Source organism: Dyadobacter soli (assembly GCF_900101885.1).
GTDB classification, from domain to species: domain Bacteria; phylum Bacteroidota; class Bacteroidia; order Cytophagales; family Spirosomataceae; genus Dyadobacter; species Dyadobacter soli.
Genome location: NZ_FNAN01000015.1, coordinates 101832 through 120097, shown reverse-complemented (window position 1 = coordinate 120097; position 18266 = coordinate 101832). Strand labels below are relative to the sequence as shown.

The 18266-nt window shown below is 49.6% G+C and carries 13 protein-coding genes; 4 read left to right on the top strand and 9 right to left on the bottom strand.

The window, feature by feature from the left end; all coding sequences use genetic code 11:
• Positions 1 to 5 precede the first annotated feature (5 nt).
• From BLQ88_RS24225 to BLQ88_RS24200, 6 genes are all read right to left on the bottom strand, one after another.
• A complete protein-coding gene (locus BLQ88_RS24225) occupies positions 6 to 1703 on the bottom strand; it encodes a glycosyltransferase family protein (protein ID WP_229212832.1) in 1698 nt (565 codons plus the stop codon).
• Positions 1687 to 3123, bottom strand: coding sequence for a DUF6056 family protein (locus tag BLQ88_RS24220; protein ID WP_090155315.1), 1437 nt, complete (start codon positions 3121 to 3123; stop codon positions 1687 to 1689). Before BLQ88_RS24220 ends, BLQ88_RS24225 begins: the two co-directional genes overlap by 17 nt.
• Complete coding sequence (locus tag BLQ88_RS24215; protein ID WP_090155313.1) at positions 3116 to 4066, bottom strand: glycosyltransferase family 2 protein; 951 nt, start codon at positions 4064 to 4066, stop codon at positions 3116 to 3118. The genes BLQ88_RS24220 and BLQ88_RS24215 overlap by 8 nt, the downstream gene beginning before the upstream one ends.
• An 85-nt stretch (positions 4067 to 4151) precedes the next feature.
• The gene (locus BLQ88_RS24210) at positions 4152 to 5075 is read right to left on the bottom strand and encodes a DMT family transporter (RefSeq protein WP_090155311.1); all 924 of its coding nucleotides are present in this window, start codon (positions 5073 to 5075) and stop codon (positions 4152 to 4154) included.
• 2 nt (positions 5076 to 5077) lie between these two features.
• Positions 5078 to 6160 carry an LptF/LptG family permease gene (locus tag BLQ88_RS24205; RefSeq protein WP_090155309.1) on the bottom strand — a complete coding sequence of 361 codons (1083 nt, stop codon included), beginning with the start codon at positions 6158 to 6160 and terminating at the stop codon, positions 5078 to 5080.
• Between the two features lie 14 nt (positions 6161 to 6174).
• Positions 6175 to 6837, bottom strand: coding sequence for a metal-dependent transcriptional regulator (locus BLQ88_RS24200; RefSeq protein WP_090155307.1), 663 nt, complete (start codon positions 6835 to 6837; stop codon positions 6175 to 6177).
• A gap of 154 nt (positions 6838 to 6991) precedes the next feature.
• On the opposite strand from BLQ88_RS24200, the gene BLQ88_RS24195 reads away from it, so the two are divergent.
• Complete coding sequence (locus BLQ88_RS24195; RefSeq protein WP_090155305.1) at positions 6992 to 8341, top strand: Nramp family divalent metal transporter; 1350 nt, start codon at positions 6992 to 6994, stop codon at positions 8339 to 8341.
• A gap of 17 nt (positions 8342 to 8358) precedes the next feature.
• Here the strand turns inward: BLQ88_RS24195 and BLQ88_RS24190 are convergent, their stop codons facing one another.
• Together BLQ88_RS24190 and BLQ88_RS24185 are read right to left on the bottom strand one after the other, a co-directional pair.
• Positions 8359 to 10182, bottom strand: coding sequence for a sialate O-acetylesterase (locus BLQ88_RS24190; protein ID WP_090155303.1), 1824 nt, complete (start codon positions 10180 to 10182; stop codon positions 8359 to 8361).
• Between the two features lie 74 nt (positions 10183 to 10256).
• Positions 10257 to 11699 carry an SGNH/GDSL hydrolase family protein gene (locus tag BLQ88_RS24185; protein ID WP_090155302.1) on the bottom strand — a complete coding sequence of 481 codons (1443 nt, stop codon included), beginning with the start codon at positions 11697 to 11699 and terminating at the stop codon, positions 10257 to 10259.
• 242 nt (positions 11700 to 11941) lie between these two features.
• Here BLQ88_RS24185 and BLQ88_RS24180 point away from each other — a divergent pair, with 242 nt between their 5' ends.
• From BLQ88_RS24180 to BLQ88_RS24170, 3 genes are all read left to right on the top strand, one after another.
• On the top strand, positions 11942 to 13888 hold the full coding sequence (locus BLQ88_RS24180) for a KUP/HAK/KT family potassium transporter (RefSeq protein ID WP_090155300.1): 1947 nt from the start codon (positions 11942 to 11944) through the stop codon (positions 13886 to 13888).
• A 94-nt stretch (positions 13889 to 13982) separates the two neighbouring features.
• The gene (locus BLQ88_RS24175; protein ID WP_090155298.1) at positions 13983 to 16190 is read left to right on the top strand and encodes an alpha-galactosidase; all 2208 of its coding nucleotides are present in this window, start codon (positions 13983 to 13985) and stop codon (positions 16188 to 16190) included.
• Positions 16191 to 16280: 90 nt separating this feature from the next.
• On the top strand, positions 16281 to 17738 hold the full coding sequence (locus BLQ88_RS24170) for an ATP-binding protein (protein WP_090155296.1): 1458 nt from the start codon (positions 16281 to 16283) through the stop codon (positions 17736 to 17738).
• On the opposite strand, the gene BLQ88_RS24165 is transcribed toward BLQ88_RS24170, so the two are convergent.
• Positions 17739 to 18257, bottom strand: a complete 519-nt coding sequence (locus BLQ88_RS24165; protein ID WP_090155294.1) for a phosphoribosyltransferase family protein — start codon at positions 18255 to 18257, stop codon at positions 17739 to 17741. It lies immediately after the preceding gene.
• Positions 18258 to 18266 lie beyond the last annotated feature (9 nt).

Sequence of the window (18266 nt, the reverse complement as noted above, 5' to 3'; positions counted from 1 at the left end):
GTTATTTAAGGTATTGTCACTTTTCCAAGAACGCCGCCTTTGAGGGCAGCGCCTTCGACATTCACAATTCCCAGATCGTAAGTTCCCGGCAACAGGGAAGAATGTGGTATTTCAATGTCAAAACCTTTGTCGTATTGCTTGAAAAAGTTGCGCCCAGTGTACTTATGCGGCTCCATTTTGAAGAAATACAGGCGTTGGCCATTGCGTACGAACGCATATTCGCCATTCGAAGGCGCGGGCGAAATGGTACCCTCGGGATCGTTTACGAAAATGCCTTTGTCACGATGTTCGACGGTGACCTGCCGCTTCAACGGAAAAGGGGTCGTAAGCGCGTGCACCTGCCGGCCTAGCTCGTTTCCTTCCTTTGGATAACTGTAAACACCCGTTTTGACAAGGTATTTCATCACATTATCCACATACCGGGCACTTTCGGAATACGGCACGTGGCCCAATCCGAAACCGTTATGCTCCTGGTTATATCCATTAACCACGTAATATTTTCTGCGCTCGGAAATCACCGGCAAATACGCGTAAATAGAAATGCTCCAGATGAATAGCCCCACCAATGCAGCTCCCCGCAATGCAAGCTTCCGCAGGCTTTGGTTTTGGGTTGAAACAATGAATGACAAATAGGTAACAACCAGAAAAAGAGCCGGGTATATTTTGTAATTACTAACAATCATCACAAAAAAGCCAAACCTCGGCCGCAACAGCCCGATGACCAGCGCCTCCACGAGCAGAAAGCAGAAAATACCGAGCAAAAATGCATTCAAATTGCTTTCGCTGTCCGTTTGGGCTTGCACCGAACTGCTTTTAAACAAACCAAATGTCCGCGTGAGCCAGGGCTTAACTTGCGTCCAAAGCCAGATAACTACCCAGACCATCGCAATTAGCGCCATTAGCACCGGCAATGCGGAGCGCACCACGATATCCTTTTCAGGAAAGAAGTCGAACAACCCGCCCAGAAAAGTGAAAAAGCCCAGCACCGACAAATGTGGATATTTGGCAAAAAACGCGAAACTCGACTCGTTACCCTGCGCCGACATGCCGTAGAAGTACAAACCCACGGCAATAGCGCCCACGATAATCCACGCCGCCAGTTGCTTGTACTGCGAGCGCAGCAAAAGCACCGCCACACCGGCCGGCCACACGAAAATACCGCTGCTCATCGCATACGTAGCGCACACGCCTGCGAGCAATGCACCCGTGAAACGCTTGCCCGAAAGCAAAAACATCGACAATACCACAAAAAATACCACCGGCTCGTGCTGCCAGCCGCATATTGCCCAAAGGAAAATGAGGTGGTATTGGAGCTGAAAAAGCAAAAATGGCACGGGTAGGAAATACCATGCGCTCAGATTGGAGCGCTTGAATGCACGCCAGAAAATCGCAAGCGTTCCTAACGTAAAAAGTGCCGCCCCGATGTGCAGGAATGTAAAATTCAAATGCCCGGTAACCCAGTAATAACCGAGCGTAGCCAGCTTGCCGATCACCATCCGGTGCTCATTGTTTGGCTGAAAAAGTAGCGTAAGGCGCTCCAACGACGAGTCACTGGTGATCCACTTATGCAGAAAATCAGGAAATGGGTCGAAATCGTCGTACCAGGGCAGGTTTACCGAATAATACAAGATCACGGCCGCCCACAGCACCACGGGCACAGCCATTACCAGGAAGAGAAGCGGCTTTTTATTGCTGTTGTCCACCTTCGGTATCTTTCATGTAAATGGCCTCTTTGCCAAAATAACCCGCCGTACACTTGTTCCACCAATGGTTACGGTCGGTTTTGATATCGTCGTCGAGGAAGATCGTCATCGGTTTCGAGCGCACCGGCGGGAGGTAGAGAATGTCCTCCTGCGAGTTTTTGATCAATGCATAGCGCTGGTACATTTCCTTGTCGAATGCAGCCGCTTTGCCTCTCAGCAAGTCGGAATACATGGTTTTCACATTGTGGCTGCGCCAAAACGACATGGCGATCGAAACCACCAGTACCGCACAAACGACGCCATAACGCACGGTTGTGAATTGCAGGAAAGTGATTTTCCTCGTTTTGAAATAGTGAAAAAACACGCCGATAATGTAGAACCAGCCGATCAGGAAGAAGAAATACACGCAATTGATCACCCGCGGTGTAGGCTCTATTCCCACTCCATAATAAGAAGGGAACAGCTGCGCCGACAGCACGCCGATGAACAACAGTACCGCGTACCAGATGGGCATCGAGAAGTAATTGCGCGCGCCGTCCGATAGCCGGGAAAGCACGAATAGCCAGGCTAATGAAAAGAATATCAATGGCGTCCTGAAAACCCAGTCGTAACCGAGATAGGCGAGTTTTTTGAATGAAGACATCACCGAAAACGAAACATTACCACCGAGGGGATTACCACCAATACGCGCCGCATTACCCGGCGACGCAAAGTAGAAATAGCACGAAAGCGCCGTCACCACCGCCATCGAAACCATAAATGCATCGACTTTACGGTGGAAAAGCACGCGGTAAGCCAGCCACGCGCCCACGAGCAGCACCATGATCAGCAAATTCGTTTCGCTGCTACCGATCACAGCGAATATCAGGAATCCGGAAAGCGCACCGACAAACAGCTTGGCAGGCTGCGTATCCTGGCGGTACCAGCGCAGCACGAGCACGATCCAGAGTAATGTGAGAATATTCGGCACAGTGTAGGTCACGAATGCGGCCATCCAGTAAAATGCCTCCGAAATGCTCATCATTTTAAGGATATACAAAAAGAAAACCACGCCCGCGAAGCCCAGATGCGCCAATCTTGACAAAGTCGGTGTAAGGTGCCGGAACAGGCTGTACAATGCAAATACCATCCCGAGCAGCAATACAACTGGCAGCACTTTGAAACCGGCGATCGAATGGAACAGCAGCGGGCTCGTATGATTTAGGAAAATGCCGAAATAGCGGCCTGTCCATTCGGTGTAGTACAGTTTCATGGCTTCGAACCAGCCGATTTTGAACACTGTAAATATGTAACAGAAGTCGTCGGCGGGCGACGGGTGGTTGAAGTACGAAAGCGCCAGCAACGGCACCAGCACGGTGAGCATCAGGAGAATGTTGGCCCAGTTGCCTACAACCCGGTATTTTCTATAAAATCTATTCATTGACAATTTTTTCTATGATATAGCGTGGACGGCCTTTTACTTCTTCATAAATCTTACCGATATATTCCCCGATCAGGCCAAGCGCCATCATATTAAATCCGCTGAAAAACGTAAGCGGCAACATGGTGGACGTCCAGCCCGGCACAGTGCGGCCGATGATATAAGACAAAAGAATGTAAATCACGATCATCATCGCGATAAAGAAATTGGCAAATCCGAAATACAGCACGAGCCGCATCGGAAATGTCGAAAATGAGGTAATGCCGTTCCATGCGAAAAGCAGCATTTTGTTGAGCGGGTATTTGGTTTCGCCTGCTTCGCGTTCGAGACGGCTGTAAAATACCTTCTCATTTTTAAAACCGACCAGTGGTACAATGCCCCGGAGGAACATATTGATCTCGCGGAAGTTCCCGAGCTCTTTCAGTACCCGCTGATCCATCAAACGGAAGTCGGCATGGTTGAACACCACCGGAACGCCCATTTTTTGCATTAATACATAAAAACCTTCCGCTGTGAACCGCTTGAACCAGGTATCGGAGCTGCGGTCGGAGCGGACGCCGTACACGACCATCGCACCCTCGCGGTGCTTCTCGATCATGGCGGTAATGGCGTTGATATCGTCCTGCAAATCGGCGTCGATCGTGATGAATGCGTCGTAATCGTTGACATGCTGTTCCAAACCGGCCATTATGGCGCTCTGGTGACCAAAGTTCCGGGAAAGGCCCACGCCTATAATATTGGAATCCTTGCTGCAAATGTCCTCGATGATCGACCAGGTTTTATCCCGGCTGCCATCGTTCACAAAACAGATGCGACTGTCCCCGGCAATGAGGCCCTGCTCCTTGATGCCGTTGTAGTAGGTGTTTAATTTAGCATACGTCCGGTACAAGATCGCCTCTTCGTTGTAGCATGGTATGACTAAAAGTAAACGAGCTGGATTCATATGTCACCCTGTTGGTTGAATCGACAAAAATAGCAGTAATAAGTTAATAAGCTCCTCCTCTTTCCCGCCGGTGGTGTATTAAGACCTATTTACCGGCTTCAATTATCTTTCGGTTACTCTTCTTCAAAACGGTGGTCGTCAGCAGCGGGTAGAGCAGTACTGCAAGCAATATCAGCAACGTACCCATGTAAAATCCCTGCGTCATCCGCTCTTTTTCTCCGAATATAAAAAAGGCCAGCGCAATACCGTAAACCGGTTCGAGATTGATCGTCAGGTTGATAAGGTAGGCCGAAAACTGCTTCATCAGCTGCGTCGCCATCGTGCTCGCGTACACGGTACACACGAATGCGAGGAACAATATCCAGATCCAATCGCCCGATGCCGGGATGAAAGGCGCACCGTTGTTCCAGTTTAGACTTTCTGAAATCCCCAAAAACAGCAGCGAAAACAATGTAGCACCTACCATTTCGTAAAAAGTAATGACCCAGGCGTCGATCCTTTGTACAAGGCGGCTGTTGGCCACCGTGAAAGTCGCTGCGAGCACAGCAGAGGCCAATGCGAGTCCCAGACCCAATGCGTGGTCAAATTCAAACCTGAATACTACATACAGTCCCGCGAATGCCAGCACACCCAGCCCCACTTCCAGCGGACTGATTTTTCTTTTGTTCACCAATGGCTCCAAAAGACTCGTCCAGAGCGAGGTCGTGGCCATTCCGGCCAGACAAACCGAAGCCGTAGAAACCCTTGCCGACGCAAAAAACAGCATCCAATGCCCTGAAAGCACAAAACCCACGCCCAGCATTTTCACCAGATCGCGGCCGGCCGCGGCGAAGCTCTTTTTGAATGATAATATTACAATGCCTAGCCCGATGGCGGCGAACAGCGTCCGGTACAAAACTAATGCAACCGGCGAGATGCTCACCATCAGCCCCACAATGGCCGTGAAACCCCAGATCATCACCAGAAAATGCAAATGCAGGTAAGAGCGGACGGACGTAGACGACAGCATGTTTACCTCGGTAATGTTTTATAAAGCAGCACTCCGATCCCCGCAAACACGATATTCGGCAGCCACACGGCAAAAAGCGTGTTGATCGTACCCGCCTCGGCGACGCCTTTCGACAACAGAAAGAACAGGATGTAAATGAATGCGAGCATAAAACCCAGCGCAATCTGCCAGCCCACCCCGCGCCGGCTCTTGCGAGCCGAAACGATCACCCCGATCGCCGTCAGGATCAGGATTGCGAATGGTTGGGTAAAACGGGTATATTTTTCAATCAGGTACACTTCCAAACCATCAGCACCGCGGCTTTTGAGCAGGTCGATATAAGCATTGAGCTCCGGTAACGTAAAGGTTTCGAAAAGGTTATAGTCGCTTTCGAAGTCTTTGGGAGAGAGGTTAATGGTCGTATCGATCTCCTTACCGCGACTCAGGCGTTCGCCGAGGCTGTCGAGCGTGCGTACCTGGTAATTTTGCAGCGTCCATTTCTTCTTTTTCGGTTGCCAGACGATCTTTTCGGCGTAGAACTTTTGGAGTAGCTTGGTGCCTTTGATCGTCTCCATTGTGAATTTGTTACCCGTCTGCGTGGTCGTATTGTAGCTTTCCAGGTACGCGTACACATCGGGCGCGATGGTAATATGCACATTATGCCCACTGAAATAGAACTCGTTTTTTACATAAGTTTTTTCAAAACCATTGCGGATCTTGTTGGCTTTGGGCAAAACCCAGCCTACCTGAATGAATGTCAGTATCCCCAAAACTACCGCCCCGGCCATGTAAGGCATCAGCATGCGCGTGAAACTAATCCCGCTGCTGAGCATCGCGATAATCTCCGTCCGCGCGGCAATGCGCGAGGTGAAGAACACCGTGGCGATAAACACCATCAGCGGACTGATGTAATTGATCCAGTAGGGAATCAGGTTGAGGTAATAATCGATAATAATCTCCCGGAGCGGCGCTTTTTTGTCGAGGAAGTCGTCCACCTTTTCGGTGTAGTCGATCATACAGATAATGAGTACGATGACGAACGCCACGAACACGTAGGTAATCAGGAAGTTTTTGATCAGGTACCGATCGAGGATTTTGAAGTTCATGGCTGGTTATGGTCTCATCGGCGCTGTACCAGCAGGTTTTTGGACACTTCGAGACTGATAAACAACGTCGGGCCGCCGTTAATCTGTACGGACGCCGACTTGTCGTATTCGTTAATTTCCTTCACTTCAATTACCGCACCAAGCGTAATCCCCGACCGATCAAGATGTTGCAGGAAAGAAGGTGCATGGTCGAGCACCCCCATCATTAACACTTTTTCACTAACCTGCACGTCGGTGAGGATCAGGTAATCGGGTTCGGTGAGGTTTCCTTTGGCATCGGGAATAGGGTCGCCGTGCGGATCGAACTTCGGATGGCCCAGAAATGCGTCGAGCTTTTCCACCAGCACTTCCGAGGGAATGTGTTCCAGTTCCTCCGCAATGTCGTGTACCTCATCCCAGCCGAAACCCAGCTTCTCCACCAGGAAAACCTCCCAAAGGCGGTGCTTGCGGATCACCTTGATCGCCACTTTCTCCCCGCTTTCCGTGAGCGTTACGCCCTGGTATTTTTTATAATGGATCAATCCCTTCTCTGCGAGCTTGCGCAGCATGTCTGTCACCGACGCCGCACGCGTTGACGTGCTCTCCGCGAGCGCATTCGTGCTCACCTCTACCCCGTCGCGCCCGGAAAGTGCGTGGATGATCTTTAAGTAATTTTCTTCTGTGAAAGAATTCTGCATGCCCTGTATGCCCCGGTTACCAATCTTTAATATCCGGCAAAAGTACGACTTACTATCTGTAAATTAAAAAATTTAGACTAACCTAAAAATATATTCAGAATTTCCTTATCTTTGTTTTCAGAGAACTAAATTGTTTATTTCGGAGAGTAAGGAAATGATTGACGATTTGAAAATAAATAAGTCTTTGCAAGAAAAAACGCCGGACGACAGCGGCCAGCTCCGATCGCTGTCCGAAGTTCACTCCTCTATTTCCGTGCCCGAAGGAGCCGGTTTCTGGAAAAAATTGGCCGCATTTACCGGCCCGGGCCTGATGGTGGCCGTCGGCTACATCGATCCGGGCAACTGGGCGACCGACATTGAAGGCGGCTCGCGGTTTGGCTACACGCTGCTGTCCGTGATCCTGATCTCGAATCTTTTCGCGATGCTTTTGCAGCATTTGTCCCTCAAACTCGGCATCGCATCCGGCCGCGACCTTGCGCAAGCTTGCAGAGATTACTACTCCCGTCCGGTATCATTTATCCTGTGGCTGCTTTCAGAAATCGCCATCGCCGCCACCGACCTCGCCGAAGTGATCGGTTCCGCCATTGCATTAAACCTCCTTTTCGGCCTGCCATTACCTATTGGCGTCCTGTTCACGGCATTCGATGTCCTCATTGTTTTGTATTTCCAACAAAAAGGATTCCGCATTATCGAAAGCATCGTCGCGGGGCTGATGAGCATTATCCTGCTGAGCTTTTTGTATGAAATGATCGTTTCGCAGCCTTCGGTAGCCGGTATAGTAGGCGGACTTTTGCCTAAAAAACAAATCGTGACCGACCCCGGAATGCTCTACATCGCGATCGGTATCCTCGGTGCCACCGTGATGCCGCATAACCTCTACCTGCATTCCAGCATTGTACAAACCCGTAATTTCAAAAAAGACGAAGAAGGCAAACGCTCCGCCATCCGTTTCGCCACCATCGACTCGACCGTTTCGTTGGCACTGGCATTCTTCATCAACGGTTCCATCCTCATTCTGGCCGCCTCTGCATTCCACGCCAACGGCCATTTTGAAATCGCCGACATTACCGACGCCTACCACCTCCTCGATCCCGTGCTGGGCGTAAGCCTCGCAGGCATATTCTTCGCATTGGCATTGCTCGCATCGGGCCAGAGCTCCACGCTCACAGGTACGCTCGCGGGGCAAATCGTGATGGAAGGCTTCCTCAACATCCGCCTCAAACCCTGGGTACGCCGGTTGCTCACGCGCGGCATCGCCATTATTCCTGCACTCATCGTCTCCTATTTGTACGGCGAACGAGGAACAGCCGAACTGCTGGTGCTCAGCCAGGTGATTTTATCGCTGCAACTGAGCTTTGCGGTGGTACCACTGGTATTTTTCACTTCAAACAGCAACATCATGGGCCGCTTCGCGAACTCGCGGCCGCTGACGGCGATTAGCTGGGTGATTGCGCTGATTATTATTGGGTTGAATGGGTATTTGTTGTGGGGGACGTTTGTTTAACGCCACCCACAACGTAATCAATTTCCTTTAAGAAGCCTTTTAACTGTATACAATTCGTTCACTTTCAAACGGCAAAGCAGTATTTGTGTTTCCGGCCCCAGCTTACCTGAATGGTATTTCCATCGACCCTTTGCATGCGGGTTATCAACCAGGGTTTTCAGCACCGTGCCGCTCTCGTCCACAAGTTCAAGCCTCACGTGACTAGCATCTTCCTTTACATCGAATTCAATCTGAAATTCCTCTTGAAAAGGATTAGGAAAAGCTGTTAATGCCAGTAATTCGTCTGCATTTACAACAGGCGCGTCCATCTCCGCCGCAATCCGGTTGGACGCGTAGCAATGCACCCAGGTCGTTGCCGACATGTGCCAGTTTCCTTTGCTGTCCCTGATAAAGCATTTGATACCTGAGTAGCAATTTTCAGTTGTAAATGTATTGGTGCTTGCACCCGCTATCGGACTGTTGATGTTAAAACCCCAGCGATACTCGGAGTAGCCCGCAGGAGCTATCAGATATCGCTTGTTTCCGTTACTCGCATAGGTAAGCTGTGGTACAAAGCCAGCTGAAATCTTGTTACCATTATTACCGATGGCGTCAAACCATTTACCCGCAAGCCAGGTGAGCGCACCGCTGTAATTTTCTTCGAAATGCGTACTATCCCTTCTATACGGAATACCTGCAATCACTCCGCCACCTCCAACGACGTAGTCTGTATCAGGCCCGCCGGTTGTCGATCCGCCAACCACAGATCCTTGTCCCGTCCGAACCGCGTTATTCAATGGACCATACTTACTGATGGTTGCTTTTGAAACTACCCAACTGAGAATGTTCGGGTTAATCGTAGCGCCGAAATCGGTTCTCGACTTATTGATCACAAATTGCAACTTGGTCTGATAGTCAGCCGCGCTGCTTGCTTTATAATTTACGGGGACATTCGCATCCGAGTCAGCTTCACCCTGGTGCCAAAGCACCGCTCTCACACCGAACAGCGACGCATAGCAATTCAGCGTAGAGCGTAAGGGTGTATATGGCTGCCCATAATAATCGGCCGGGTTCATTGAACCACCCTTATAACCCAGGCAAAACTGAGTTCCCCCGGTATAGGGGTTCGGCGCAGCGAGTCCCTGCGCTCCCAGGTACCATTGCGTGATTGTACTACCACCTGACGCGGTGTTGAAGAAGGCCACCGGCATTCCACCATTCGCATCAGACAATTTCTTGCCCAGCATTGCGTAGCACCAAGCATTATTTCCAGTCGGACCAAGCCAATTGTACTGCTTTGCGACATCTGTGAGCGGAAACATTTCTCCGAAATTATCCAGCAGGTTTTTGGTACAATTATAGTTTTCATTAATCCCTACAATCCATTCCGGAAATCCTGCCGTTGCCGGTAATTTCCATCCTCCCATCGGCTCGAACTGACCGCCAATGCCTTGCGCATTAGACTGTCCGGCAATCACAAAAACATCGCCAACGCCTACTTTGGAAGATGCGTATACAACACCATTCAACATAACCTCCACCAGATACCAGCCCTTGGCCAATGTGGTTGTGGTGTAAAACACACCGTTTGACGCCATCGACAGATTGACCGTTGGCCCCTGCACATTGGGGTTTACGCTCAATGTCTTTATCTTATAACTGATTGTGGTACCCGGTGTAATGGCTCCGTTTTGCCCAGTTCCCCAAACCAACTGACCAGCAATGGTAATCACTGCCTGGTTTGCACCATCCCGTTGAAGAACTGAATTGTATTTGGGGTAGGATAGACTAAGATACTGTGCATGTACAGCTTGTAGAACTAATGAAAGCACCGCAAAAATTGTAAGTCCGATATTTTTCATAACAATGTGTGGTTAAGGCACACAGAAGTCTATCCCGGAAGTTGTCCGGGAAAGCTCTGAGTACCTGATATTGCTTACTTTGAAGAGATGATTCTGATGAATTCGCTAACGTTGATCAGCGAAATCCGGGCATCGTATTTAAGGTTAATTGCCTTTATGACTTCATTGGCAATAACCGCCTGTCCCAGGGGGGTGGGATAAGTCCCGTCGCACGAGAAAAAATTGCCTTTCAACGACCCGTCGATCTTTAGTCCATCCTCCGTGAGATATGTTCCGTCGTGAATCTTCTGATACACTGCGTGCAGGTCTACGAGTGCGAGACCATACTTCTCGGCAAACTTTCGGACACTCGGATTAACGACCCGCTCGGGATCGGCAAACCAGGCTTCTCCCTGGTCGATGATATCCATGTCGGTTATCTGTCCCTGAATTGGCTTCCCCTTTTCCGCCGTTCCAAATACTCCCTCTGTGTATTTGGTTGGTTTCAAATAGAATTCCTGTGTATGGTTCGCGACAGCGGCATTGCCTGTTATCCAGTAAACCATCGCTATCGAGGGTGCCATTTTTTTCAAAACCTCAATATCGTACCAGTTCATAAATCCAAGGTGCTTGAAATGCGGGATTGTAAACACCACGCCTTTCTGCCCCTTGTTAACCATCGCATCCATCGCGTATGTAGGGACGCTCGCGTAATTGGCCAGCGAAAACCGATCATCCAGGCGGGGCTGATTGACTATCCAGTTCACAAAAGCATCATAAAAATCTTCCATGATCACAAAGTCGTATTGTTGTTTGCGTTGAATGGATTTCAGAAGCGTAGTGTCTTTCGTGATCTTGTAATCACTAAACCGTGACGAATAGGCTTGCGGCTTGCAGGAAGGACAATAGGGATAGCTGGCCCCGATTGTTCCACCATTCGGAAAAGCAAAATTGTGAATCAATCCGGGGAATGGGGTCATTTTTACCGGCTCACCTGGTTCCAAATGTGCCAACTTGTTAGTCACCTCGAGCCAACGGGGAAAATCGCCATTCGGCTCACCATACAAGAAAATACCTGTGCCGTTCGCTTCCTTCTCATCGAGTAATGGCGTTTTGAAATTGGCAACGCCCATTTGCCGGGCGACCAGATTGGGATAAGCGAATTGTTGCCCTTCCCTGTTTAGTCCACCGTTACTTACTCCTGCCGTAAGCCCGCCACCAAAGGAAATCATCGCAGGATCGTTCCCGCTTTTCGTTATGGTTCCAAGGTATGGCTTCTCAAGCGGTCGCAAAAACCATTTTCCGGCGTCGTATTTCGACTCGTAAGGGGTGGTTCCGGTCATAAACATCGGATCGGAAATGGTTGGGAGTTGTGACGGCAACGTCCGTTCCGGTTCTTCGGTAGCAGTAGGAACCACGGGTGGATCGTCCTGCTGATCGACAGGGTCAATGGGGGGCGAGCTCTTCGGCGCATCTTGCGCACAGCTCATCAACGACAAAAAAAGGCAGGCAACGCCCGAAAACACGTACTTCTTCATCAATTTAATGATTAAAGTGAGAAATGATCGAGAAGTTTCGGAACGTTGCCTTGGTGGGGAATGCGGGTTTAGTAATAGAGGCCCGTTAGTCAATCACCGTCGCTAAGATATATAAAATTATTTAATCAAGAATATATGTAATTATTCCTATAACTACGGTTATTGAACTTAAAATTTTAATGTGCTTTCGGGAACGTTTTTCTCCGCCGTTTCCTAACTTTCGCCGTTTTACAAAAAGGTGGATGGAATCAAAACACAAAGTTGACAAGGTAACGGCCGCCGGGCTTCTGGTGGCGTTCGGCATTATATACGGCGATATCGGCACGTCGCCGCTCTATGTAATGCAGGCGATTATCATGAATGAGCCCATCACCGAAGAAATTATCTACGGGGCGATTTCCTGTATCTTCTGGACGCTCACGCTCCAAACCACCATTAAATACGTAATCCTCATCCTTCGGGCCGATAACCGCGGCGAGGGCGGGATTTTCGCGCTTTACGCGCTCGTACGCAAGCACGCAAAGTGGCTCACGGTGCCCGCGGTGATCGGCGGAAGTACCCTGCTGGCCGACGGCGTCATTACGCCGCCCATTTCGGTATCATCCGCGGTGGAAGGTTTACAATTGCTGTATCCTAATATTCAGACGGTTCCGATCGTCATCGCCATTCTGACGATGATTTTTGTCATCCAGGCATTCGGTACCAAGGTAGTAGGGCGCGCGTTCGGTCCGTTGATGGTGACGTGGTTCGTCATGCTGGGCGTACTCGGCTTGAACCAGATCAAAGACCACCCCGAAATCCTGAAAGCGCTCAATCCGATGTACGGATATGATTTGCTGACCAAACATCCCGGCGGCTTCTGGATGCTCGGCGCGGTGTTCCTCTGTACGACAGGTGCGGAGGCATTGTATTCCGATCTCGGGCATTGCGGTAGAGAGAACATCCGGATCAGCTGGATCTTTGTTAAAATATGTTTGATACTCAACTATTTCGGCCAGGGCGCGTGGCTCATCACCGAAATGGGCAACCTGCTCGATGCGCGCAAGCCATTCTACGAAATCATGCCCGAATGGTGGCTCCTGCCCGGCGTCGTGATCGCGACATTGGCGGCCATCATCGCCAGCCAGGCCGTTATTACCGGCTCATTTACATTAATTTCCGAAGCTATCCGTCTCAATTTCTGGCCGAAAGTACGCCTCATTTACCCGAGCGACCAGAAAGGACAGCTCTACGTCCCGAGCATTAACTGGCTCCTCTGGCTGGGCTGCTGCGGTGTGGTGCTGTTTTTCCAAAAATCGTCGAACATGGAAGCGGCTTATGGCCTCGCTATCACGCTCACGATGATCATGACCACGATCCTGTTCTCCTATTATTTGTATGTCAAACGGGTGAACCTCTGGATTGTGATCGTTTTCATGCTGCTGTACCTGTTTATCGAAGGGATGTTCCTGGGCGCCAACCTGCTCAAATTCACGCACGGAGGATGGTTCACGATCATGGTCGGCACAATCGTTGCGGGACTGATGGCCGTTTGGCTCAAAGCATTCTACATTAAACTCCGTCTCACCGAATACACCAAGCTGGAAAAGTACCTACCGGCATTGCACGAACTGAGCCGCGATATCAGTATTCCAAAATACACGACGCACCTCGTTTTTATGACCAATGCCTCGCGTGCGACGGAAATAGAAACGAAAGTCATTTACTCGATCTTCCAGAAACGGCCGAAACGTGCGGATGTGTACTGGTTCATCCACGTCGACATTATGGACGACCCTTACACGATGGAATACAAGGTATTATCCGACGAAGACAATCATGATAATGTGATCAAAATCAACTTCCGGCTCGGTTTCCGCGTCGATCAGCGGATCAATATGTTCTTCCGCAAGGTAGTCGAGGATATGGTTTTGAATAAAGAAGTGGATATTACCAGCCGGTATGAATCATTGAGCAAACAGAACATTACCGGGGATTTCCGGTTTGTCGTGCTGGAAAGGTTCCTTTCGTTTGAAAACGACCTTCCATTCCTGGAACAGCTCGTGATGAAAACCTATTTCTTCGTAAAAGACTTCACCACACCGGAGGATAAATGGTTCGGCCTCGACAGCAGTTCCGTAAAAATCGAGAAGGTACCGCTCATTATCCGGCCGGTCGAGAACGTGAAACTGCGCCGCGTTTTCCACTGATTTCAGCTTCTAAACTTTGGAAGGATCGATCTTGTCAAGTAACATTGCCCGGATCGATCCTTTTTTATTTCCAACTATTCCCTTTGCTGTTCCAATGAATCTTCTCCGGCATATTGCCATTTCGTTGCTGCTGTTGCTCCTGCATTCCATGCACGCCACAGCCCAGAACAAGGTTACCATTCCCATCGAAACCGCACAGAATGCGCTGGTACTTCAAACAGATCAGGACAAGCATTTGTCGATCATTTACTTTGGTAAAAAGCTGGCACAAGCCGCCGAATATGATCTCGTAAGTACCCAAAACCGCCAGCGCGACGGCAATGCAGGCATTTACAACTCTGCCTACACGCCCGCGGGCTCATGGAGCATTTCAGAACCCGCATTACAGGTCACGCATGCGGACGGCAACAAATCAACCGACCTTATTTATGTAAACCACCAAACCACGCGTGAAGGCGACAATGTGGCGGTTACGAGCATTCAGCTGAAAGATCCCGTGTATGCCACAGAGGTGACGTTGTTTTACAAAACCTACGCGCGGGAAAATGTGGTAGAACAATGGAGCGTGATCAAAAGCACCGAAAAGGGCGAGATTACCTTAAACAAATATGCTTCTGCAAACCTCTATTTCCCAGGCAAAGACTTCTACCTCACGCATTACAACGGCACCTGGGCGCGTGAAATGAACCCCGAGGAAGAACAGCTCACGGCCGGTATCCGCGTGCTGGATTCCAAGCTGGGCACCCGCGCGAACCTTTTCCAACCACCAAGTTTTCAGCTTTCGTTCGATAAACCGGCGACTGAAACCGAAGGAAAAGTGCTGCTGGGTACATTAGCTTGGTCGGGCAACTTCCGGATGGATTTCGAGGTAGATTCTTACCATAATCTCCGTTTGATAGCCGGTATTAACAATTACGCGTCCGAATATCCGCTGGCATCCGGCAAGGATTTCAAAACACCTTCATTCATTTACACATTCTCCGAAAACGGAAAGGGCGAAGCAAGCCGTAACCTGCACAACTGGGCCCGTAAATACCGCATTCTCGATGGCGAAGGCTCGCGACTCACGCTCCTGAACAACTGGGAAGCCACGTATTTCGATTTTAATGAAGAAAAACTGTCAGGGCTGTTCAAAGACGGCAAGAAGCTGGGCGTGGACCTGTTCCTGCTCGACGATGGCTGGTTTGCAAATAAATACCCCCGCAACGACGATCGCGCGGGCCTTGGCGACTGGCAGGAGAACATCAAAAAACTGCCGCACGGCATCGGTTACCTCGTGAAAGAAGCCAAAAATGCCGGTATCAAATTCGGGATCTGGGTAGAACCGGAAATGGTGAACCCTAAAAGTGAACTCTACGAAAAACACCCCGACTGGGTGATCCGCCAGCCTCAGCGCCCGGAGCATTACATGCGCAACCAGCTCCCGCTCGACCTATCGAATCCCGAAGTACAAAATTTCGTCTTCGGTATTCTGGACAAACTTTTTACCGGAAATTCGGACATTGCTTACATTAAATGGGACTGTAATGCGATCACGTTCAATGCGCATTCCGCTTACCTCGAAAAGAGCAAGCAAAAGCAGTCACAGCTGTATGTCGACTACGTGAAAGGCCTTTATAAAGTACTCGAAAAGCTCCGCGCCAAATACCCGAAAGTTCCGATGATGCTCTGCTCCGGCGGCGGCGGCCGGGTCGATTACGAGGCATTAAAGTATTTTACCGAGTTCTGGCCGAGCGACAACACCGACCCGCTCGAACGCGTTTTCATGCAGTGGGAATACTCCTACTTCTTCCCTGCCCTCGCGCAAAGCGCCCACGTGACCGACTGGGGCAAGCAACCGCTCAAATTCCGCACCGACGTTGCTATGATGGGCAAGCTTGGCTACGACATTGTGGTAAGTCATCTGAATGAAAAAGACCTGCAATTCGCCCGACAGTCCGTCGCTACTTACAATGCGATCAAAGAGGTGGTGTGGCATGGTGACCTCTACCGCCTCGTCGATCCGAAGAAGAACGACTTTGCGTCGCTGCTTTTCGCGACTAAAAACAGGGATCGCGCCATTGTATTTTCCTACCTAGTAAGCAACCGCAATGGCGCCGGCTCGGATATTGCCGTTCGTTTACAGGGCCTGGATGCGGGTAAAAAGTATAAAGTGAAGGAGCTTAACCTCTATCCGGATTCAAAATCGCCCGTTAAGGAAGATCAGGTTTACTCGGGAGATTTTTTGATGACAGCCGGGTTTAATCCGGTAGTGAATGCACGGCGGGGGAGTGTGATTTTGGAAGTTTTGGAGGTGAAATAAGAAACAAAAAACTTCATTTTTTTCTTATATTTACAAATATATTAATTTAATATAGATTAATCTACATTAAATTGACATTTTTGTAAAGCTATGGCAAAAAAGCTAAAACTTCCTCCCATATCCGAAGAGCTGGTACTAAGTCGGCTCCGGTTCGAAAACCCCTGGTGGGTTTCTGGCAATATCGATCCTGAATACCACGAAATGCAACCCCGGCTATATTTCGGGCTATTTCATCAGTTGGTGGCTGAAACCAGCGTCAAAAGGGCGGTAGTGCTAATGGGCCCCAGAAGGGTCGGTAAAACGGTCATGATGCATCATAGCGTTCAGAAGTTACTGAGTGATGGTGTCGATCCTAAAAAGATTGCCTTTATCAGCATTGACAATCCCATTTATTTATACATGGGGTTGGAACAGTTGTTCTCGCTCGTACGCAAGGCGGTCGCGAGCGACGATCTCAGTGACTGGTATTTGTTCTTCGACGAAATTCAGTATCTCAAAGATTGGGAAGTGCATTTGAAAGTGATGGTGGACAGTTACCCTCACACCAAAATCGTCGTTTCCGGCTCTGCCGCGGCTGCACTAAGGCTCAAAAGCAATGAAAGCGGCGCGGGCCGGTTCACGGAATTCATGCTACCTCCCTTGACTTTTCATGAATACATCCAATCAAAGAAACTCGATCACCTGATACGCCCTTCCTCCATTGCCTGGAATGGCAATATTAATAAGTTCTTTACCAGCAGCCATTTAACCGAAATCAACAGGCATTTCATCGACTACATCAATTTTGGTGGTTATCCCGAAGTGATATTTTCGGAAACCATCCAGGCGAACCCCGGCAGGTACATCAAAAGCGACATCGTCGACAAAGTACTCCTCCGCGACCTACCCAGCCTTTACGGCATACAGGATGTGCAGGAACTGAATGCATTCTTCACCACACTCGCCTATCATAGCGGCAATGAAGTCTCGCTGGACGTCCTTTCCAAAAGCAGTGGTATCGACAAAAACCTGTTGAAAAAATACCTGGAATACCTGGAAGCCGCATTTCTTGTGCGGGTTATCCACCGGGTTGATGATACCGCTAAAAAATTCCAGCGGGCCAATTTCTACAAGGTTTTTCTCACCAATCCCTCTTTGCGCAGCGCATTGTTTGCGCCCCTTGAAGCTACCGACGATTCATTTGGAAGCATGGTCGAGACGGCCATCTTTTCGCAATGGATTCACCGGTATTGGTTTACGCCCTGGTATGCCCGCTGGACTTCCGGCAAGACGCAGGGAGAAGTGGATATGATCGGTTTGGACAATAAATCGCTGAAACCCGCGTGGGCCGTGGAAGTGAAATGGAGCAACAGGTACTACGAGAGGCCTGAAGAATTGAAAAGCCTTCTGCAATTCTGCGAAAAGAACAATTTAAAGTCAGCCCTCGTCACGACGATAGATAAGGAAGGGACGATCGAGAAGAACGGCATTGTGCTCAATTTCGTCCCTTCCTCCATTTATGCGTATGTAGTAGGCGTGAATACGCTCGAAATACGCGGCAAATTGTGATTATTTCAAATAAACCCCCTCTTCCTCCGCCCTGCTCAACACCACTTCCACATGCTCGGTAAGTGTGGTACTCAGTGAATAGCCTACGTAATCGGCGTGGATGGGGAATTTGTGATGGCTTCGGTCGACGATTACCGCTACCTGTACCTTTTTCATGGGCACTTTCAGGAACGGTTCGAGCGCAAATGCAAGCGTGCGGCCAGTATTGAGTACGTCGTCCGCGATGATCACGACCTGGTTTTCTACATTCAGTTCGCGATCAAAGAGGATAGCGCTTTGCTGGTGAACGTTTTTGTCAAACCGAAGCTCGATCAGCCGGACGTCGAGCGGCGAGATTTGGGTGAGTTCGGCCGTCAGTCTTTTAGCAAATGCAAAACCCTCCCCGGCGATACCGGCGATGATAATGCTCTTTTCCTTCAAATTCTGCTCGTATATTTCAAAAGCGATCCGGCGTATTTTCTGGCCTGTCTGGTGGGCACTTAAAATCTGACGCCTGGATACCGTGCTGTTCTCGGTCATTGCGGGTAT